This is a genomic window from Aeromonas sp. PrichA-15 (genome assembly GCF_017939245.1).
GTDB lineage: Bacteria > Pseudomonadota > Gammaproteobacteria > Enterobacterales > Aeromonadaceae > Aeromonas > Aeromonas caviae.
In genome coordinates, this window is record NZ_JAGKRH010000048.1 from 47821 (window position 1) to 66522 (window position 18702).

The 18702-nt window shown below is 60.3% G+C and carries 19 protein-coding genes and 1 pseudogene; 13 read left to right on the forward strand and 7 right to left on the reverse strand.

Features of this window, described 5'->3' with window-relative positions:
- Nucleotides 1–66: 66 nt before the first annotated feature.
- Nucleotides 67–891, forward strand: a complete 825-nt coding sequence (locus tag J9889_RS08260) for a helix-turn-helix transcriptional regulator (protein ID WP_103261040.1) — start codon at nucleotides 67–69, stop codon at nucleotides 889–891.
- Here the strand turns inward: J9889_RS08260 and J9889_RS08265 are convergent.
- A complete protein-coding gene (locus J9889_RS08265) occupies nucleotides 821–1054 on the reverse strand; it encodes a hypothetical protein (RefSeq protein WP_041214189.1) in 234 nt (77 codons plus the stop codon). The two genes, J9889_RS08260 and J9889_RS08265, sit on opposite strands and share 71 nt — an antisense overlap.
- 283 nt (nucleotides 1055–1337) lie before the next feature.
- Between J9889_RS08265 and J9889_RS08270 the strand changes: the two genes are divergently transcribed.
- Nucleotides 1338–2588 carry a valine--pyruvate transaminase gene (locus tag J9889_RS08270; protein WP_210556352.1) on the forward strand — a complete coding sequence of 417 codons (1251 nt, stop codon included), beginning with the start codon at nucleotides 1338–1340 and terminating at the stop codon, nucleotides 2586–2588.
- 73 nt (nucleotides 2589–2661) lie between these two features.
- Here the strand turns inward: J9889_RS08270 and J9889_RS08275 are convergent, their stop codons facing one another.
- Both J9889_RS08275 and J9889_RS08280 read right to left on the reverse strand, forming a co-directional pair.
- Complete coding sequence (locus J9889_RS08275; RefSeq protein WP_119197098.1) at nucleotides 2662–3102, reverse strand: Hsp20 family protein; 441 nt, start codon at nucleotides 3100–3102, stop codon at nucleotides 2662–2664.
- 92 nt (nucleotides 3103–3194) lie between these two features.
- Complete coding sequence (locus J9889_RS08280; RefSeq protein ID WP_010672291.1) at nucleotides 3195–3608, reverse strand: Hsp20 family protein; 414 nt, start codon at nucleotides 3606–3608, stop codon at nucleotides 3195–3197.
- Nucleotides 3609–3864: 256 nt separating this feature from the next.
- On the opposite strand from J9889_RS08280, the gene J9889_RS08285 reads away from it, so the two are divergent.
- Together J9889_RS08285 and J9889_RS08290 are read left to right on the forward strand one after the other, a co-directional pair.
- Entirely contained in the window at nucleotides 3865–4635 is a 771-nt protein-coding gene (locus J9889_RS08285; protein WP_039040649.1) for an MBL fold metallo-hydrolase, read from the forward strand.
- Between the two features lie 85 nt (nucleotides 4636–4720).
- The gene (locus J9889_RS08290; protein ID WP_042864676.1) at nucleotides 4721–5686 is read left to right on the forward strand and encodes a helix-turn-helix domain-containing protein; all 966 of its coding nucleotides are present in this window, start codon (nucleotides 4721–4723) and stop codon (nucleotides 5684–5686) included.
- 97 nt (nucleotides 5687–5783) lie between these two features.
- Here J9889_RS08290 and gyrB read toward each other — a convergent pair whose 3' ends face one another.
- The 4 genes from gyrB to dnaA form a co-directional block, all read right to left on the reverse strand.
- The gene (gene gyrB / locus J9889_RS08295; protein WP_010672288.1) at nucleotides 5784–8195 is read right to left on the reverse strand and encodes a DNA topoisomerase (ATP-hydrolyzing) subunit B; all 2412 of its coding nucleotides are present in this window, start codon (nucleotides 8193–8195) and stop codon (nucleotides 5784–5786) included.
- On the reverse strand, nucleotides 8192–9295 hold the full coding sequence (gene recF / locus J9889_RS08300; protein ID WP_010672287.1) for a DNA replication/repair protein RecF: 1104 nt from the start codon (nucleotides 9293–9295) through the stop codon (nucleotides 8192–8194). The genes gyrB and recF overlap by 4 nt, the downstream gene beginning before the upstream one ends.
- A 2-nt stretch (nucleotides 9296–9297) precedes the next feature.
- The gene (gene dnaN, locus J9889_RS08305) at nucleotides 9298–10401 is read right to left on the reverse strand and encodes a DNA polymerase III subunit beta (RefSeq protein WP_039040646.1); all 1104 of its coding nucleotides are present in this window, start codon (nucleotides 10399–10401) and stop codon (nucleotides 9298–9300) included.
- Between the two features lie 83 nt (nucleotides 10402–10484).
- The gene (gene dnaA, locus J9889_RS08310; RefSeq protein WP_039040645.1) at nucleotides 10485–11855 is read right to left on the reverse strand and encodes a chromosomal replication initiator protein DnaA; all 1371 of its coding nucleotides are present in this window, start codon (nucleotides 11853–11855) and stop codon (nucleotides 10485–10487) included.
- 310 nt (nucleotides 11856–12165) lie between these two features.
- On the opposite strand from dnaA, the gene J9889_RS08315 reads away from it, so the two are divergent.
- The 9 genes and pseudogenes from J9889_RS08315 to J9889_RS08355 form a co-directional block, all read left to right on the forward strand.
- The gene (locus J9889_RS08315; protein WP_039040644.1) at nucleotides 12166–12924 is read left to right on the forward strand and encodes an amino acid ABC transporter substrate-binding protein; all 759 of its coding nucleotides are present in this window, start codon (nucleotides 12166–12168) and stop codon (nucleotides 12922–12924) included.
- Entirely contained in the window at nucleotides 12925–13593 is a 669-nt protein-coding gene (locus J9889_RS08320) for an amino acid ABC transporter permease (protein ID WP_210556354.1), read from the forward strand.
- A gap of 12 nt (nucleotides 13594–13605) precedes the next feature.
- The gene (locus J9889_RS08325) at nucleotides 13606–14340 is read left to right on the forward strand and encodes an amino acid ABC transporter ATP-binding protein (RefSeq protein WP_210556356.1); all 735 of its coding nucleotides are present in this window, start codon (nucleotides 13606–13608) and stop codon (nucleotides 14338–14340) included.
- A gap of 269 nt (nucleotides 14341–14609) precedes the next feature.
- Nucleotides 14610–14744 (forward strand): 50S ribosomal protein L34, encoded by a 135-nt coding sequence (rpmH, locus tag J9889_RS08330; protein ID WP_005307156.1) that lies wholly within the window; start codon nucleotides 14610–14612, stop codon nucleotides 14742–14744.
- Nucleotides 14744–15103, forward strand: a complete 360-nt coding sequence (rnpA, locus tag J9889_RS08335; RefSeq protein ID WP_010672281.1) for a ribonuclease P protein component — start codon at nucleotides 14744–14746, stop codon at nucleotides 15101–15103. The genes rpmH and rnpA overlap by 1 nt, the downstream gene beginning before the upstream one ends.
- Nucleotides 15070–15318, forward strand: a complete 249-nt coding sequence (gene yidD / locus J9889_RS08340; RefSeq protein WP_010672280.1) for a membrane protein insertion efficiency factor YidD — start codon at nucleotides 15070–15072, stop codon at nucleotides 15316–15318. The genes rnpA and yidD overlap by 34 nt, the downstream gene beginning before the upstream one ends.
- Before the next feature lie 5 nt (nucleotides 15319–15323).
- Nucleotides 15324–16970 (forward strand): membrane protein insertase YidC, encoded by a 1647-nt coding sequence (yidC, locus tag J9889_RS08345; RefSeq protein ID WP_210556359.1) that lies wholly within the window; start codon nucleotides 15324–15326, stop codon nucleotides 16968–16970.
- A 109-nt stretch (nucleotides 16971–17079) separates the two neighbouring features.
- Nucleotides 17080–18441 carry a tRNA uridine-5-carboxymethylaminomethyl(34) synthesis GTPase MnmE gene (gene mnmE, locus J9889_RS08350; RefSeq protein WP_043153777.1) on the forward strand — a complete coding sequence of 454 codons (1362 nt, stop codon included), beginning with the start codon at nucleotides 17080–17082 and terminating at the stop codon, nucleotides 18439–18441.
- A 121-nt stretch (nucleotides 18442–18562) separates the two neighbouring features.
- A pseudogene (locus J9889_RS08355) lies at nucleotides 18563–18702 on the forward strand (IS4 family transposase); the annotation flags it as partial.

Below are 18702 nucleotides of genomic sequence, written 5' to 3' on the forward strand. Positions count from 1 at the left end.
CATTCTAGAGAGGGATAACATGTCCGATTACAATAAGGCGGACTATAAATAGCAAGAATCGGACACATGGCCTTTATTCTTCCCGATCACCCCTTTGATCCGGACCAGCACGACGGCAGCGCCATCGGTATTGCCGCCGCCCTCGGCTGGCACGACTCCGGCCGCCATCAGCACCAGCGCCACCAGCTGCTGTTCGCCCAGGCAGGCTGCATGACCATAGAGCTGGACGATCAGGTCTGCCTGCTGCCGCCGACGCGAGCGGCCTGGTTGCCAGCAGGTCTGCCCCACCGGGTGTTGATGCGCGGGGTAGTGGCCTATCGCTCCCTCTACTTCCAGCCGGAGCCCGCGTTGCCAAACGAGATGGCGGTGCTGGCGGTCAACCCGCTGCTGCGGGAGATCATCGAGCGGATGGCGCTCTGGCCCTGGGACAAGCCGGAAGCAGAGCAAACCTGCACACTGGCATTATTGAAAGAAGAGCTGGCGCAAGCGCCGCGGGAATCCTGGCAGTTGCCGCTGCCGTCAGACGGACGTCTGACCGGCTGGCTGCAGGAGATAAAGCGGGGTGACACCCTGCCCGATCGGCTCAACCGGCTGGCCGAACGGGTGGGTGCCAGTGACAAGACCATAGGCCGCATCTTCATGCGGGAGACCGGCATGAGCTACCAGGCCTGGCGCCAGCAGTGGCGACTGCTGCGGGCCATGGAACTGCTGGCCGAAGCCGAGCCCATCAGCCGGGTGGCCGCTGCCCTGGAGTTCGCCAGCGACAGCGCCTTCATCGCCTTCTTCAGGCAGCACACGGGGCAGACCCCCTTGCGCTACCTCAGCTCTCGGGATGAGTCGCATCGGCCGAGCTCGCCTCCACCACCAGGGTCTCCAGGGCCAGCGGCTTGAGGTTGTGGATGGCCTCTGCCACCACGTCATGGGAAGCCTGCTGCTGCAAGGCCAGCATCTCCTGCTGCAGGGCGGCGCTGTCCAGCTCGGGTCTGGGGTTCTCGGCGGCCATGGCATTCAGGCTCAGGCTGCTGGCAATCAGGGTAGCGATCAGGATCTTCATCTGGCGTGCTCCGGTGTGGTTGAGATGACCACATAACTATTCCAATAGTTGTGCCAGATTTATAACAACATGATTTTATTGATATAAATGATTTTTTGATGCTACCACCCCCCTTCCTGAATCGAATATTGGTTATTTTAAAACCTATAAATGGTTTTTTTTACCACCTCCATCATGGCAACCCTGTTCCACGTGAAACGCCCCGTTTTTTTGATCGACACCCGCTTTTGAAGTGAGCTATGGTGCTAGCTCCCCCCTTAACTGACTCTGGATTTGCCACCGAATGGAATTCTCCTTGTTCGGCGAGAAGTTCACTCGCCACGCCGGTATTACCCAACTCATGGACGACCTCAATCAAGGGCTGCTGAATCCCGACGCCATCATGCTGGGAGGCGGCAATCCGGCCCCCATCCCCGCCATGCTGGAACGCTTTCAGGCCGAGGCCAATACCCTGCTCGACAACGGCGAACTGATCAAGGCCATGGCCAACTACGATGGCCCCCAGGGCAAGGACAGGTTCACCAAGGCGCTGGCGACCCTGCTCAGCAAGGAGCTGGGCTGGGAGATCTCCGCCCGCAACATCGCCCTGACCAATGGCAGCCAGAACGCCTTCTTCTATCTGTTCAACCTGCTGGCCGGCGAGTTCGCCGACGGTCGCAAGAAGAAGGTGCTGTTCCCCCTGGCCCCCGAATACATCGGCTATGCCGACTCGGCCCTCTCGTACGATCATTTCGTCGCCTACAAGCCCACCATCGAGAAGCTGCCCGACGGCCAGTTCAAATACCACGTGGATTTCGAGAGCCTGCAGGTGGGCGACGACATCGGGGTGATCTGTGTCTCCCGGCCGACCAACCCCACCGGCAACGTGCTCACCGACGAGGAGATCGAGCACCTCGATCAGATCGCCCGTGACAAGGGGATCCCGCTGCTCATCGACAATGCCTACGGCGTGCCCTTCCCCGGCATCATCTTCAGCGACGCCAAGCCGTTCTGGAACGCCAACACCATCCTCTGCATGAGCCTCTCCAAGCTCGGCCTGCCGGGCACCCGTTGCGGCATCGTCATCGCCGACGAGAAGATCATCCGGGCCATCACCAACCTGAGCGGCATCATCAATCTGGCGCCGGGCAGCCTGGGTCCGGCCATCACCATTCCGATGATCGAGAGCGGTGACATCATCACCCTGAGCGAACAGGTGGTGAAACCCTTCTACCAGCAGAAAGCCACCTTCGCGGTCCAGCTGCTGCGCGAGGCCATTCCGGATCCGCGCTTCCACATCCACAAGCCGGAGGGAGCCCTCTTCCTCTGGCTCTGGTTCGAAAACCTGCCGATCCACTGCCAGGAGCTGTATGAGCGACTGAAGGCGAAGAACCTGCTGATCGTGCCCGGCCACTACTTCTTCCCCGGCATCGACGACCCCGAGTGGCGCCACAGCCAGGAGTGCATCCGCCTCAACTATGCCCAGAGCGAAGATCTGGTGCGTCGCGGCATCGCCATCCTGGCCGACGAGATCAACGCCCTCTACGCCGGTTGATTCCCCCTTCGGCATGAAAAAAAGAGGCCTGCAGATGCAGGCCTCTTTTCTATCAGGTGGTCAGCGATGTTGTTTAACCGGGCAGTGCCAGCTGATCGGGTTTGCCGATGGGGATGGCACGGGGCTTGAGCGCTTCCGGCAGCTCCCGGGCCAGCTCTATGGTCAGCAGACCGTGCTCCAGCCTGGCCCCCTGCACTTCCACGTGCTGGCTCAGCTTGAAGGCGAGCTCGAAGTCCCGCTCGGCGATCCCCTGATGGAGGAACTGGCGCTCGCCCATGGTGGCGACCTTGCGCCCCTTCACCTTGAGGGTACCGTTTTCGGTCTCCAGCTCCAGCTCATTGCGATCGAAACCGGCCACGGCAACCGTGATGAGGTAGCTGTCGTCATCCCGCTTTTCGATGTTGTACGGGGGGTAGGCCGAGGTCTTCTGATCGAACAGGCCTTCCAGCTCGCGGGCCATCCGCTCGAAGCCGACGGCATTGGAATAGAGATGAGAAAAATCGAGGTTACGCATGATCCTATCCTTCTATAAAGCAACAGGGTTTACTCTCCACGGGCCCGCCATCGGCACCCGGGAAACATCAGCAATGCAACGAGGTCAGGCTGTCAGCCGTTGATCTCGATCTTGCGGGGCTTCATCGCCTCGGGCACTTCGCGCACCAGGTCGATGTGCAGCAGACCGTTCTTCAGGTCGGCCCCCTTCACCCGCACATAGTCGGCCAGCTGGAAGCGACGCTCGAAGCCGCGTTCGGCGATCCCCTGATAGAGGTAGTTGCGCTCGGTGTCGGCCTGCTTGCTGCCCTTCACCGTCAGCAGATTTTCCTGGAAGCTCAGCTCCAGCTCTTCCTGGGTAAAGCCCGCCACCGCCATGCTGATGCGGTAGTCGCTGTCACCCAGCTGCTCGATGTTGTAGGGGGGATAGCCGGCATTGCCATTGCTGGCGGCAGATTCGATGAGAGTGGCCAGACGATCGAAACCGATGGCAGAACGATAGAGCGGAGAAAAGTCGATAGAACGCATAGTATTACCCTCTTGTGAGCGATAACGGATTGTTTGCCCTCCTGATGGACGGGCGCCTGGTCGAAACCTCTGTCGAGCGTTCCGGCCTTGTTATCTATATAGGGGCCAACATTTGGCTTTCAAGGGGTAAAAACAAAAGAAATGCAGGCCATCAAAAATGGCCCGATTAGATCGATAATAGGCCTGCGGGCCACTCATGATCCGTCCCTCATCCCTCCATACTGGCCGTGTCCCCAACGAGAAACCGGAGCACGCCATGAAGATTACCCAGGTTCGCAACGCCACCCTGCTCATCCACTACGCAGGAACCCGCTTCCTCATCGACCCCATGCTGGCCCCCAAGGGGAGCTACCCCGGCTTCGAAGGCATGGCCAACAGCCATCTTCGCAACCCCCTGGTCGAGCTGCCGCTGCCCATGGCGACCCTGCTGGAGGTGGATGCGGTGATCGTCACCCATGACCATCTGGATCACTGGGACGATGTCGCGAAAGCGAAGATCCCCAAGCACCTTCCCCTGTTCGTGCAGCATCAAAAAGATGCCGACACCATGAGGGGATGCGGCTTCGAGGATGTGCGCCTGCTGGGCGAGGTCGGCGAGTTCGCCGGCATCCGCCTGCAACAGACGGAAGGCCGACACGGCAGCGATACCATCATGGCCCTGCTGGGGGATCGCCTTGGCGAGGTCAGCGGAGTGGTCTTCTCCCATCCCGCCGAAAAGACCCTCTATCTGGCCGGCGACACCGTCTGGAATGCCCAGGTTGAACAAGCGCTGCACCGGCACCAACCCGAGGTTGTCGTCCTCAACTGCGGTGATGCCCAGGTGACGGGTCTGGGCGCCATCATCATGGGCAAGGAGGATGTGGCCGCCGTCTATCAGGCCGCCCCGCAGGCCACCCTGATCGCCAGCCACATGGAGGCGGTCAATCATGCCCTGCTGTCCCGGCGGGAGCTGCGCGACTACCTGGACAGCCAGGGGATGGCCGCCCGGGTAAGGGTGCCCGAGGATGGCGACACCATGGTGCTCTGAGCGGGGGGCCGGGCACCACATGGCTCTTCGGCTTTCTGTTGCTGCCCCGTATGATGGGGATCCGAGTGCAAAGGAGTTTGCCACCATGCCCCGTCCCCTCATCGTCGCCGTCATCACCTTCGATCGCTTCAGCCCCTTTCACTGCTCGGTGCCCTGCCTCATCTTTGGCGACAAGATGATGCCGGGCCAGTCGTTGTTCGAGCTGAGACTCTGCGCCGGGGATGACACGCGACAACCCGCCTCCTCCCAGGGCTTTCGCATGGAGGCCGACTATGGCCTGGAGGGTCTGCTGGAGGCGGATATCATCATCATCCCCTTCTGGCGCGATCCGGCCGAGCGCCCCGCCCAACCCCTGCTCGATGCCCTGGTTGCCGCCCGGATCAGGGGAGCCCAGATCGTGGGGCTCTGTCTCGGCACCTATGTGCTGGCCTATGCCGGCCTGCTGGACGGGCGCGGTGCAGCCACCCACTGGGAATTTGAACAGGAGTTCGTCCAGCGCTTCCCCCGGGTGCGGCTCGATACCAATGCCCTCTACGTCGACGACGACGGGCTCATCACCTCGGCTGGCACCGCCGCCAGCCTGGACTGCTGCCTCTATCTGGTTCGCCAGCATCACGGCAGCCAGATTGCCAACAAGCTGGCCAGGCGGCTGGTGGTGCCTCCCCACCGGGAGGGTGGCCAGGCCCAGTTCATCGAGCAGCCGGTACCCGCCTCCACCCGGGATGCCAGGATCAACCAGCTGTTCGATCACCTGCGCCTGCACCTGGCCGCGCCCCACACCCTGGACAGCCTGGCGGAACATTGCATGATGAGCCGACGCACCTTTAGCCGCCGCTTCCAGCTCGCCACCGGTCTCTCCCTCGGGGAGTGGCTGATGGCGGAGCGTCTGCGCCGCAGCCAGACGCTGCTGGAGTCCAGCTCCCACACCGTGGAACGCATCGCCGAACTGGTGGGGCTCGGATCTGCCACCATATTGCGCAAGCACTTTCGCGCCCGCTTCGGAGTGTCGCCGCGGGAGTGGCGCCGCACCTTTCGCGGTGACAGAGTCTAGGTCCCACATGTTTCACGTGGAACGCGCCCTTTTCCTTGCCCCAGAAAACAAAAAGCCGCTCACGAGGAGCGGCTTTTGATGGTTGTCGGACCGTCTGTTAGACGTCGAGGTTGGCAACCCGCAGGGCGTTGGTCTCGATGAAGTCGCGACGGGGCTCTACGGCGTCACCCATCAGGGTGGAGAAGAGCTGGTCGGCGCCGACTGCGTCGTCGATGGTGACGCGTAGCATGCGACGGGCTTCCGGATCCATGGTGGTTTCCCACAACTGCTCCGGGTTCATCTCCCCTAGCCCTTTATAGCGCTGGATGTAGATGCCACGCTTGCCTTCGCCCATCAGCCACTCGACCGCTTCAACGAAGCTGGCGACCGGCTTCACCTTCTCGCCACGCTTGATGTAACCGCCTTCCTCGATCAGGTTGGCGATCTCCTTGCCCAGGGAGACCAGCTGACGGTACTCGGAGGATTGCAGGAAGTCGTAGCTCAGCGGATATTCACGGTCGACCCCGTGCTGGCGTACCACGGCGTGGGGCACGAACAGGCTGCGCTCCTCGTCGCGGCGTACCTGCATCTGGTACTGGATACCGTGGTTGCTCTCGTTGAGCACGGCTTCCATGCTCTGGCACCAGGTCTGCAGATCGCTCTCGCTGGCCAGCAGGGTTTCGTTCAACTCAGGCTGATAGATCAGCTGGGTCAGCACGGCTTCCGGGGCGCGGCGGGACATGCGGGTGATGAGGTGAGTCACGGAGCGATGCTGGTTGACCAGACGCTCCAGCGCCTCGCCACCGATGGCCGGGGCAGACTCGTTGACGTGCAGGGTCGCACCGTCCAGCGCCATGGCGGTCTGGTACTGCAACAATGCGTCTTCGTCTTTCAGGTACTGCTCCTGCTTGCCCTTCTTCACCTTGTAGAGCGGCGGCTGGGCGATGAAGACATAGCCACGCTCGATGATTTCCGGCATCTGACGATAGAAGAAAGTCAGCAGCAGGGTACGGATGTGCGCACCATCGACGTCCGCATCCGTCATGATGATGATGTTGTGATAGCGCAGCTTGTCCGGGTTGTACTCGTCGCGACCGATGCCACAGCCCAGAGCGGTGATCAGGGTACCCACCTCCTGGGAGGAGATCATCTTGTCGAAACGGGCCTTCTCCACGTTCAGGATCTTGCCCTTGAGGGGCAGGATGGCCTGGTTCTTCCGGTTGCGACCCTGCTTGGCGGAGCCACCAGCAGAGTCCCCTTCCACGATGTAGAGTTCGGAGAGCGCCGGGTCTTTCTCCTGACAGTCCGCCAGCTTGCCGGGCAGACCGGCGATATCCAGCGCGCCCTTGCGGCGGGTCAGTTCGCGGGCCTTGCGGGCCGCTTCGCGGGCACGGGCCGCATCGATGATCTTGTTGACCACGATCTTGGCGTCGCCCGGGTTTTCCAGCAGGAAGTCCGCCAGCTTCTCACCCATCGCCTGTTCTACGGCGGTCTTCACCTCGGACGAGACCAGCTTGTCCTTGGTCTGGGAGGAGAACTTGGGATCAGGCACCTTGACGGAGATAACGGCAATCAGACCTTCACGGACGTCGTCACCACTGGCGGCGGACTTGGCCTTCTTGCTGTAGTCCTCCTTGTCCATGTAGTTGTTCAGCGTCCGGGTCAACGCGGTACGGAAGCCCACCAGGTGGGTACCGCCATCCCGCTGCGGAATGTTGTTGGTGAAGCAGTAGACCCCTTCCTGATAGGCGTCGTTCCACTGCATGGCGACTTCGACACCGATGCCGTCCTGCTCAGTGGTGAAGTGGAACACCTTGGGGTGGATCGGGGTCTTGTTCTGGTTCAGGTACTCGACGAAGGCCTTGATGCCCCCTTCGTAGCAGAAGTGCGCCTCGCGGCCGTCACGCTCGTCCATCAGACGGATGGAGACGCCGGAGTTGAGGAAGGATAGCTCGCGCAGACGCTTGGCCAGGATCTCGTAGTGGAACAGGGTGTCGCTGAAGATGGTCGGGCTCGGCCAGAAGCGGACTTCGGTCCCGGTACCGGTGCTGTCACCAATCTGCTTGAGGGGTGCCTGCGGCTCGCCCAGGTGATAGGTCTGCTCGTAGACATGACCGTTGCGGCGGATGGTCAGCAGCAGCTTGTCGGAAAGCGCGTTTACCACGGAGACGCCCACACCGTGCAGACCGCCGGACACCTTGTAGGAGTTGTCATCGAATTTGCCGCCGGCGTGCAGCACGGTCATGATGACTTCGGCGGCGGAGCGGCCCTCTTCCGGGTGGATGTCCACCGGAATGCCGCGACCGTTGTCGCGCACGGAGACGGAGCCGTCGGAATGGATCTTGACCTGGATATCGGAGCAGTAGCCAGCCAGAGCCTCGTCGATGGAGTTGTCGACGACCTCGAACACCATGTGGTGCAGGCCCGATCCATCGTCCGTATCGCCGATATACATCCCCGGGCGCTTGCGGACCGCATCCAGGCCCTTGAGCACCTTGATATTCGAGGAGTCGTAAGTATTTTCACTCATAGCTTACTCTCTGCCTTCTCTAACGTTTCGGAGATCTTGCCTTGTTCCACGTGGAACAGCTTGCAGTCACTCGCATCCATCATGTCTGCGAGCTGACCGGTATCGATGGCGGTGATGAACACCTGGGACGCGCACTGCTTCAGCCTTGCGGCCAGCAGACGACGTTTGTCGACATCCAGTTCAGAGGCAAAATCATCAATTAAAAAAATACAGCCGCGGCTGCTATGTTGATTCAAATAGAGCCCTTGGGCCAGCCGCATGGCACAGACCAGCAACTTCAGCTGACCCCTGGACAAAATATCCTGCGCGGGCACGCCGTTCGCCTTGAGCCGCACGTCCGCCTTCTGCGGACCGACCCCAGTGTACCCCAGCGAACGATCCCGTTCGAACCCCGCCTCCAGCAATGCGTCGAGGGGAGTGTCTTTTTCCCAGCCTCGATAGAATCCAAGACTGATATCGAACTCCGGCAGAAAATCTGCCGTCATCTCCTTGATCAGGGGTGTAATGGCCTGACAATAACTGGCGCGAAAACCCGCCAGCTCGCCACCCAGTCGCACCAGCTCCTGATCCCAGAACGCCAGTTGACGATACTGGGTGCTCTGGCGCAGCAAGGCATTGCGCTGCTTCAGCAGCCGACGCACCCGCCCCCAGAGGGAGAAGAAGGTCGGCTCCTGATGGAAAACACCCCAGTCGAGCCAGGCACGGCGGGCCTGGGGCCCACCGGTCAGCAGGCTGAAACCATCGGGGTGGATCAACTGTACCGGCAACAGCTCCGCCAGATCGGCCAGGCGCTGGGCCTGGGCACCGGCGATCTTGAGCTGGGTTTCGCCCCCCTTGTCCTTGGCAAGCCCGATGGGCACCTGACGCCCCTCCAGCTCGCACTGGGCAAACAGGGTAAAGGCCCGCTCGCCCTGGCGGATGACCCGCCCGGTCAAATGGGTACGAAACGAGCGGCCGAGACCAAGGTAATGAATGGCTTCCAGCACGCTGGTCTTGCCGCTGCCGTTGCTCCCGACCAGGATATTGAGGCCGGGAGACAGCGCGAGACTGGCGTGCTGAATGTTGCGAAAGTCGCTGAGCTGGAGTTTGACCAGGGACACGACTAGATCCGCATCGGCATCACCACATACTGGGCATCTTGGTTCTCAAAATCCTCAATAATGGCGCTGCTGATGGAATCGCTCAGGCTGATCCGGATTTGGTCACATTTTAACGTATTCAACACGTCCAGCACATAGGAGACGTTGAAGCCGATCTCCATCTCGCCAGCGGCGTATTGTACGTCAAGCAGCTCTTCGGCTTCTTCCTGTTCCGGGTTGTTGGCGGTGATGCGCAGCAGGTTTTCCTGCAGATTGAGACGCACCCCACGGAATTTCTCGTTGGAGAGGATGGCGGCACGGGCAAAGGCCTGGCGCAGATCCTCGCGACCGGCGATCAGGGCCTTGTCACTCCCCCGGGGGATGACGCGGCGCCAGTCCGGGAAACGGCCATCCACCAGCTTGGAGGTGAAAATGAAGCCATCCAGGGCGGCGCGCAGGTTGCTGCGGCCCACTTGCAGCCGTACCGGCTTGTCTTCCGCTTCCAGCAGGCGCACCAGCTCCAGCACCCCTTTGCGCGGCAGGATGACCTGATGATCGGGCAGCGATTCCCCCACCACTTCGCGGCGGCAGGTGGCCAGCCGGTGACCGTCCGTCGCCACGGTACGCAGGCCGTGTCCTTCGCTCTCGAACAGCATGCCGTTCAGGTAGTAGCGCACGTCCTGGCTCGCCATGGAGAACTGGGTCGCGTCGATGAGTTTTTTCAGCTCCAGCTGGCTGATGTCGAACTCGAGCACGGATTCCCAATCCTCGATGTTCGGGTATTCGGTCGCCGGCAGGGTCGACAGGTTGAAGCGGGAGCGGCCGGAACGGATGATGAGGCGCTCTCCCTCGGTGCTGAGACGGATCTCCGCCCCCTCCGGCAGACCGCGACAGATGTCCAGCAGCTTGCGCGCCGGCACTGTGGTGCGGCCATCCTGGCTGTCGCTGTTGAGATAGACCTGTCCGATCATCTCCACCTCGAGATCGGTCCCGGTCAGCGACAGCAGGCCATTGCTGACATCGAGCAGGACGTTGCCGAGGATGGGCAGGGTCGGCCGGCCACCCAGGGCACCGGACACCAGTTGCAGGGGACGTAACAGGGCCTCACGGCTAATTTCGAGCTGCATCTGTGCTCTCCGTTGTTATTGGGAGGAAAGGATTCGGATCAGGCTGGAACATGCAATCTGCATCTGTGCACTCCGTTCCGTTATCAGGAAGAAAGGGTACGGATCAGGTTGGAATAATCTTCCTTGATGTCGTGACTCTCTTCCTTCAGCTGCTCGATCTTGCGGCAGGCATGAAGAACCGTGGTGTGGTCACGGCCACCAAAGGCATCCCCTATCTCAGGCAAGCTGTGGTTGGTCAGCTCCTTGGCCAGCGCCATCGCCAGCTGGCGCGGGCGGGCAACGGAGCGGGAGCGACGCTTGGAGAGCAGATCCGCCAGCTTGATCTTGTAATACTCCGCCACCGTCTTCTGGATGTTGTCGATGGTGACCAGCTTCTCCTGCAAGGCCAGCAGATCGCGCAGCGCCTCGCGCACGAAGTCGATGTTGATGGCGCGGCCGGTGAAGTTGGCGTTGGCGATCACCCGGTTGAGGGCACCTTCCAGTTCACGGACGTTGGAGCGAAGCCGTTTGGCGATGAAAAAGGCCACTTCGTCCGGCAGATGGATCTGGTTCTCGTCCGCCTTGCGCATCAAGATGGCAACCCGGGTCTCCAGCTCCGGCGGCTCGATCGCCACAGTGAGTCCCCAGCCGAAGCGGGACTTGAGACGATCTTCCACCCCGTTGATCTCTTTCGGATAACGGTCCGAGGTCAGAATGATCTGCTGGTTGCCTTCAAGCAGGGCGTTGAAGGTGTGGAAGAACTCCTCCTGGGAGCGCTCCTTGTTGGCGAAGAACTGGATGTCATCGATGAGCAGGGCATCGACGCTACGGTAATAACGCTTGAACTCTTCAATGGCGTTATTCTGCAGCGCCTTCACCATGTCCTGCACGAACCGTTCGGAGTGCATGTAGATGACTTTGGCGTCTTTCTTGCGATCCTTGATGGCATTGCCAACGGCGTGCAGCAGGTGAGTCTTGCCAAGGCCAGTGCCGCCATAGAGGAACAGCGGGTTGTAGGCACCACCCGGATTGTCGGCCACCTGACGGGCGGCCGCACGGGCCAGCTGGTTGGACTTACCCTCGACGAAATTCTCGAAGGTATAGTTCACGTTGGTGTTGCTCTTGTGGTTTGGCTCGGGCTTGTTTTCGGCCTTGTTTTCCCAGCTCTTGGGAGAGTTATTCACAGGATCGACACCACGGGCCGGCGCCCTGGCGACCGCGACGGGATGAGGGCGATTGCCGATATCAAAACGCAGGGTGGGAGCGTCGGCTCCGCACAGCTCGTTGATGATGCCGTTGACCCGGAGCAGGTACTTGTCGCGTACCCAGTCCAGAACAAAGCGGTTCGGTGCATACAGGGTCAGAGTATTGTCACTCAACTCCGCTTGAAGCGGCCGGATCCACATGCTGAATTCTGCCGAGGGCAACTCATCTTGCAGCCGGTTAAGGCACTGCTGCCATAGCGAAGCAGTCACTCTAGACTCCCGTCAATTGATTAAGTAAAGACCGGCTATTCTACGTTTTTAGTGGCCGGATCTCCAGTTGCTGCCGCACGGATCCAGCAAATAAGATCCTTGACTTTCAAGGATCCAACGCCCCAGGATCCCATTTCATCCCCAAAGTTACCCACAGCCGGATATCGGCAATGTGGACAGAATGGCGCGCTGCAACCATAGTTATTTTATATAACCAAATATCATTTATTTTTTATATTTTATTCCAATAACATCAGCGCCAACCCGTGATTACAACTAAAAATACAGCACTACAGAGAGAGGAATCCCCATGAAATCCACCATCAAACTGATTTCCGGCGCCGCCATTCTGCTGGCCAGCCTGTCCGGCCAGGCCATCGCCCAGGAAACCATCAAGGTCGGCATGTCCGGCAAATATTTCCCGTTCACCTTCGTCAAGCAGGACAAGCTGCAGGGCTTCGAAGTGGACATGTGGAACCAGATCGGTGAGCGCACCGGCTACAAGGTCGAGTTCGTGACCGCCAGCTTCTCCGGCCTGTTCGGCATGCTGGAAACCGGCCGCGTCGACACCATCTCCAACCAGATCACCATCACCGACGAGCGCAAGGCCAAGTACGCCTTCTCCCAGCCCTATGTCTATGACGGTGCCCAGATCGTGGTCCGCAAGGGCAACAACACCATCCACGGCATCAAGGATCTGGAAGGCAAGAAGGTCGCCGTCAACCTGGGCTCCAACTTCGAAGAGCTGCTGCGCAAGAACGACCCCAACAAGAAGATCGACATCCGCACCTATGACTCCGCCTTCGAGCAGGATGTCGCCCTGGGCCGCATCGACGCCTTCGTGATGGACCGCGTCTCCACCGCCCAGCTGATCAAGGAATCCAAGCTGCCGCTGCAACAGGCCGGTGCACCGTTCGAAACCATCGAGAACGCCCTGCCCTTCCTGAAGACCCCGGAAAAGCAGGCCGTGCTGAAGAAGGTTGACGATGCCCTCACCGCCATGCGCAAAGACGGCACCCTGACCAAAATCTCCGAAAAATGGTTCGCAGCGGACATCACCAGCAAATAAATGATGGAATTTGACCTCGAGTACACGCTAGGGCTGTTTCCCATTCTGCTCAAATACCTGAGCACCACGATGGAAATGGCCCTGTGGGGATTCGTATTGGCACTCGTACTGTCGCTGATCCTGGCGATAGTACGGGTCTTTCGCGTTCCTGCAATTCACTGGCTGGCGATGCTCTATATCTCGTTCTTCCGAGGTACACCCCTGCTCGTCCAGCTGTTCCTGCTCTACTACGGGCTGCCGCAACTCTTCCCCATCTTCGTGGGAATGGATGCCTTCACCGCCGCCATCATCGGCCTGACCCTGCACTTTGCCGCCTACATGGCCGAGTCCATCCGGGCCGCCATCCTCGGCATCCACAAGAGCCAGATGGAGGCCGCCCTCAGCATCGGCATGAGCCGGCTGCAGGCGATGCAACGGATCATCCTGCCGCAGGCTGCACGCATCGCGACACCTTCGCTGATGAACTACTTCATCGACATGATCAAGAGCACCTCCCTGGCGTTTACCCTGGGAGTGGCGGAGATCATGGGCAAGGCGCAGATGGAGGCCTCTTCCTCCTTCAAGTTCTTCGAGAGCTTCATGGCGGTGGCACTGGTCTACTGGGTCGTGGTCATCTTCTTCACCCGCCTGCAGCACCTGCTGGAAGTGCGGCTCAACCGTGCTTATTAAAGGAGGCCAGTCATGATCAAGCTAACCGGCCTCTCCAAGGCCTATGACGGAAATCAGGTGCTGAACAGCATCGATCTTGAGGTGAAAAAGGGGGAGATTGTTGTCATCATCGGCCCCTCCGGCACCGGCAAGTCGACTCTGCTGCGCTGCCTCAACCTGCTGGAAACCCCGGATGCCGGCCGACTCGCCATCGACGACCTGCAACTGGATCTGGCCAAGGCCAGCGACCAGCAGGCCATCGAGCTGCGCAAGCGCGCCTCCTTCGTGTTCCAGAACTACGCCCTGTTTGCCAACAAGACGGCGCTGGACAACATCGCCGAGGGGCTGATCACCGTCTGGAAGCAGCCGAAGGCGGAGGCCCGCGCCACCGCCCTTGGCATCCTCAAGGATATCGGCCTCGCCGAGAAACAGGATGCCTACCCGGCCTCCCTCTCCGGCGGCCAGCAACAGCGCGTCGGCATCGGCCGGGCCATGGCGGCCCACTCCAAGGTGATCCTGTTTGACGAGCCCACCTCCGCCCTCGATCCCGAGTGGGTCGACGAGGTGCTGGGCCTGATGAAGCAGCTCGCCCGCCAGCACCAGACCATGGTGGTGGTGACCCACGAGATCGAGTTCGCCCGTGATGTCGCCGATCGGGTGATCTTCATGGAAGGAGGCAGGATCGTGGAGCAGGGCCCGCCGGATCAGATATTGGTCGATCCGCAGGATCCCCGTACCCGGGAATTCCTGCGCAAAGTACTTAAATAGCTCTCTCTTTGGCGGCTCTGCCGCCTTTTTTCTTGAGGGATCCTTGTTTAACCCCGGGTTGCCAGTATAATTCGGGGCCCTTGATCCTCCGGATCCTGCCAGATTATCCCGCTCGGTCGACGAACGGGGCGAGATGGAAAGGAACGGCGGATTGACGAGAAGCTGAACTCTGTTTAGAATTCGGCCTCTTTTGCTAGTCGTCACACGCTATAGCTGGCGCGTCGGCTAAGTGTGACAATCAAAACTGTACAGAAATACGGAATCGAATCATGAAACGTACTTTTCAACCGTCCAACCTGAAGCGCAAGCGCTCTCACGGTTTCCGCGCTCGCATGGCTACTGCCAACGGCCGCAAAGTTCTGGCCGCTCGTCGTGCCAAGGGTCGTGCCCGCCTGGTAGTCTAATGCCTACCCAGCACACCTTCTCTCGGGAGTTACGTCTGTTAACTCCCGAACACTTCAAACGCGTTTTCGCCGAGCCTGTCCGGGCCGCTTCTCCGCAAATTACGCTTCTTGCTTGCCCCAACTCCCTCGAACACCCCCGTCTTGGCCTCGCCGTGCCCAAAAAGGCGCTCAAGCGTGCCGTCTGGCGCAACCGTGTAAAACGAGTGGTTCGGGAAAGTTTTCGCCTCAATCAAGCCAATCTGCCCGCTATCGACATCGTCGTGATCGCCAAGGGTGGCGTGAAGGAGATGGACAACGAAGCGCTGTTCAAGTTACTGGAAAAGCTATGGCGCACTCTGTCACGCCGTTGCAATGGGTAGCAATCAAACTGATACGCCTGTATCAGCTAATCATTAGTCCCCTGCTCGGGCCGCGCTGCCGTTTCACCCCGACTTGTTCCCAATTTGCGATAGAAGCAATCCGACTTCACGGTTTCATAAAAGGCGTTTGGTTAGCCAGCAAACGTCTATTAAAATGCCATCCCTTATCCGAGGGTGGTTATGACCCGGTTCCGCAACCAAAGCGAAGAAACTGAAGACTATGGAATCACAACGCAATTTACTCCTGATCGGTTTGCTGTTCGTGAGCTTCTTGCTCTGGCAACAGTGGGAGTCCGACAAGGCTCCGAAGCCGGCCCCGACTACCGTGGCCCAAACCGAACATTTCGTACCTGAAGCCGGTCAGACCGGTGATATTCCTCAGGTTTCCGAGCAAGCAAATGGTAACGCCGCGCGCAAGCTGATCACCGTCTCCTCCGACGTGCTCAAATTGACCCTGGACACCCAGGGCGGTGACATCGTATCTGCCGAACTGCTGGCTCACAAGCTGGAAGAAGGCAAGGAACAGCCGTTCACCCTGCTGACCAGCCAACCTGCACACCTCTATGTGGCCCAGAGCGGTCTGGTCGGTCGCAATGGTCCGGACAGCCAGGCCCAGGGTCGTCCCACCTATGAAGCCGCCCAGACCAGCTATCAGCTGGCCGATGGTCAGGATCAAGTCGTCGTTCCGATGACCTGGACCGACAGCAAGGGTGTGGTCTTCACCAAGGAGTTCGTGCTCAAGCGCGGTGATTACGCCGTGGGCGTCGACTACAAGATCGACAACAAGTCTGCCGAGCCGGTCCAGGTACAGTTCTACGGTCAGCTGAAGCAGACCATGACCACGCCGAAGGATCAGGAAGGTCATGCCATGGTGGCCAGTGCCTACCGTGGTGGTGCCTTCTCCAGCGAAGACTCCCGCTACAAGAAGTACACCTTCGACGAGATGAAGGATGCCGACCTGAACAAGACCACCCAGGGTGGTTGGGTCGCCATGCTGCAGCACTACTTCGTCTCTGCCTGGGCCCCGAATGCCAACGACACCAACAGCTTCTACAGCCGCGTGATCCCGGGCAAGGACCAGGCCATCATCGGCTACAAGGCGCCGCTGGTTGACGTCGCTGCCGGCCAGCAGGCCGAAGTGAGCGGCAAGCTGTGGATCGGTCCCAAGCTGCAGGATCAGATGGCCAAGGTGGCAAACCACCTGGATCTGACCGTCGACTACGGCTGGCTCTGGTTCATCGCCCAACCGCTGCACTGGCTGCTGACCGTGTTCCACGGTTTCGTCCAGAACTGGGGTCTGGCCATTATCATGCTGACCCTGCTGGTGCGCGGCATCATGTTCCCGCTGACCAAGGCCCAGTACACCTCCATGGCCAAGATGCGCATGCTCCAGCCCAAGCTGGCTGCGCTCAAGGAACGCTTCGGTGACGATCGCCAGAAGATGTCCCAGGGCATGATGGAGCTGTACAAGAAGGAGAAGGTCAACCCGCTGGGCGGCTGCCTGCCCATCCTGGTACAGATGCCCATCTTCATCGCCCTCTACTGGGCACTGATGGAGTCTGTCGAGCTGCGCCACGCGCCGTTCGTCCTGTGGATCACCGACCTGTCGGTGAAGGACCCCTTCTTCGTGCTGCCAATCCTCATGGGTGCCTCCATGTGGTATCTGCAGAAGATGAGCCCGACCACCATCACGGACCCGATGCAGCAGAAGGTGATGCAGTTCATGCCGATCATCTTCACCTTCATGTTCCTCTGGTTCCCGGCAGGTCTGACTCTGTACTGGCTGGTGAGCAACGTCATCTCCATCATCCAGCAGACCATCATCTATCGTCAGCTGGAGAAGAAAGGCCTGCACTCACGCAACTGATGCGCAGCCCATCTTTCCTGATGACAAAAGAGGCGGCCTTCGGGCCGCCTTTTTTATTACAATGTCCCCCACCCTCTTACTCATTCAGCCAACCAGCGAGTCAAGCAAGATGACAACAGATACCATCGTGGCCCAGGCCACCGCCCCCGGCCGTGGCGGCGTCGGCATAGTCCGCGTCTCCGGCCCTGCCGCCGAGCGGGTCGCCGAGATAGTGCTCGGCAAGCTCCCCAGGGTGCGTTATGCCGAATATCTGCCGTTCAGGGACGAGCAGGGCCAGGCGCTGGATCAGGGCATCGCCCTGCTGTTCAAGGCCCCCAACAGCTTCACTGGCGAAGACGTGCTGGAGCTGCAGGGCCATGGCGGCCCCGTCATTCTCGACATGCTGATCCGCCGCATCCTGCAGATCGACGGCATCCGCCCCGCCCGCCCGGGCGAGTTCAGCGAGCGCGCCTTCCTCAACGACAAGCTGGATCTGGCCCAGGCCGAGGCCATCGCCGATCTCATCGAAGCCTCCAGCGAGCAGGCCGCCCGCAGCGCCATGCACTCCCTGCAGGGGCAGTTCTCCGGCAAGGTGCAACAGCTGGTGGAGAGCCTCACCCGGCTGCGCATCTATGTGGAAGCGGCCATCGACTTCCCGGATGAAGAGATCGACTTTCTCTCCGACGGCAAGGTGGCGGGTGACCTCTACGCCATCATGTCCGAGCTGGACGACGTGCGCAGCGAGGCCAAGCAGGGTGCCCTGCTGCGAGAGGGGATGAAGGTGGTGATCGCCGGTCGTCCCAACGCCGGCAAATCGAGCCTGCTCAACGCCCTCGCAGGCCGCGAGTCCGCCATCGTCACCGAGATCGCCGGTACCACCCGCGACGTGCTGCGCGAGCACATCCATCTGGATGGCATGCCGCTGCACATCATCGACACCGCGGGCCTGCGCGATACCCAGGACAAGGTGGAACAGATCGGCATCGAGCGCGCCTGGGCCGAGATCGAACAGGCCGACCGGGTGCTGTTTATGGTGGACGGCACCACCACGGATGCCGTCGACCCCCACGACATCTGGCCGGAATTCGTTGATCGGTTGCCAAAAAACATCGGCCTCACCGTGGTGCGCAACAAGGCGGACCTGACCGGCGAGGATCTGGCACCGAGCCAGGAGCAGGGCCATGCCGTCTATCGCATCTCCGCCAAGACCGAGCTGGGGCTGCCCGCACTGCGCGAGCACCTCAAGGCCTGCATGGGCTTCCAGGGCAACACCGAAGGGGGCTTCATGGCCCGCCGCCGCCACCTAGACGCACTGGAGCGCGCCGCCGAACGGCTGCTGGTAGCCAGGGAGCAGCTTGAGGTCTATGTGGCTGGTGAACTGGTGGCCGAGGAGCTGCGCCTGGCCCAGGAGTCCCTGTCCGAGATCACCGGCGAGTTCAGCTCCGACGATCTGCTGGGCCGCATCTTCTCCAGCTTCTGCATCGGCAAGTAAGTCCGCAGAGCAGGCAATGAAAAGCCCGGGTTCATCCCGCAATGCTGATCAGTTAAGGATCCATTGACCGATCCTTCTGCTGTAGGACAATCCGGAACCAATCACTGGTTCCGGATTTTTTATGTCTATTGCAAACGATCTGAACGATGTTGTTGAGGCATCTGGCGACATGCTGGCTCGGCTGGCCATTTTTGCCGACCATATTCCCGACGAATGGATTACTGCCGCTGCCGCCTTGTCTGAAAAGGCCACTATCCGCCG

Coding starts and splice junctions, on each gene's coding strand:
- J9889_RS08325 (WP_210556356.1), top strand. CDS start 13,606: ATGATCAAGCTAACCGGCCTCTCCAAGGCCTATGACGGAAATCAGGTG.
- mnmE (WP_043153777.1), top strand. CDS start 17,080: ATGACAACAGATACCATCGTGGCCCAGGCCACCGCCCCCGGCCGTGGC.
- J9889_RS08265 (WP_041214189.1), bottom strand. CDS start 1,054: ATGAAGATCCTGATCGCTACCCTGATTGCCAGCAGCCTGAGCCTGAAT.
- J9889_RS08285 (WP_039040649.1), top strand. CDS start 3,865: ATGAAGATTACCCAGGTTCGCAACGCCACCCTGCTCATCCACTACGCA.
- yidD (WP_010672280.1), top strand. CDS start 15,070: ATGGCGCACTCTGTCACGCCGTTGCAATGGGTAGCAATCAAACTGATA.
- J9889_RS08315 (WP_039040644.1), top strand. CDS start 12,166: ATGAAATCCACCATCAAACTGATTTCCGGCGCCGCCATTCTGCTGGCC.
- J9889_RS08320 (WP_210556354.1), top strand. CDS start 12,925: ATGATGGAATTTGACCTCGAGTACACGCTAGGGCTGTTTCCCATTCTG.
- J9889_RS08270 (WP_210556352.1), top strand. CDS start 1,338: ATGGAATTCTCCTTGTTCGGCGAGAAGTTCACTCGCCACGCCGGTATT.
- gyrB (WP_010672288.1), bottom strand. CDS start 8,195: ATGAGTGAAAATACTTACGACTCCTCGAATATCAAGGTGCTCAAGGGC.
- J9889_RS08280 (WP_010672291.1), bottom strand. CDS start 3,608: ATGCGTTCTATCGACTTTTCTCCGCTCTATCGTTCTGCCATCGGTTTC.
- rpmH (WP_005307156.1), top strand. CDS start 14,610: ATGAAACGTACTTTTCAACCGTCCAACCTGAAGCGCAAGCGCTCTCAC.
- dnaN (WP_039040646.1), bottom strand. CDS start 10,401: ATGCAGCTCGAAATTAGCCGTGAGGCCCTGTTACGTCCCCTGCAACTG.
- J9889_RS08290 (WP_042864676.1), top strand. CDS start 4,721: ATGCCCCGTCCCCTCATCGTCGCCGTCATCACCTTCGATCGCTTCAGC.
- yidC (WP_210556359.1), top strand. CDS start 15,324: ATGGAATCACAACGCAATTTACTCCTGATCGGTTTGCTGTTCGTGAGC.
- J9889_RS08260 (WP_103261040.1), top strand. CDS start 67: ATGGCCTTTATTCTTCCCGATCACCCCTTTGATCCGGACCAGCACGAC.
- J9889_RS08275 (WP_119197098.1), bottom strand. CDS start 3,102: ATGCGTAACCTCGATTTTTCTCATCTCTATTCCAATGCCGTCGGCTTC.
- rnpA (WP_010672281.1), top strand. CDS start 14,744: ATGCCTACCCAGCACACCTTCTCTCGGGAGTTACGTCTGTTAACTCCC.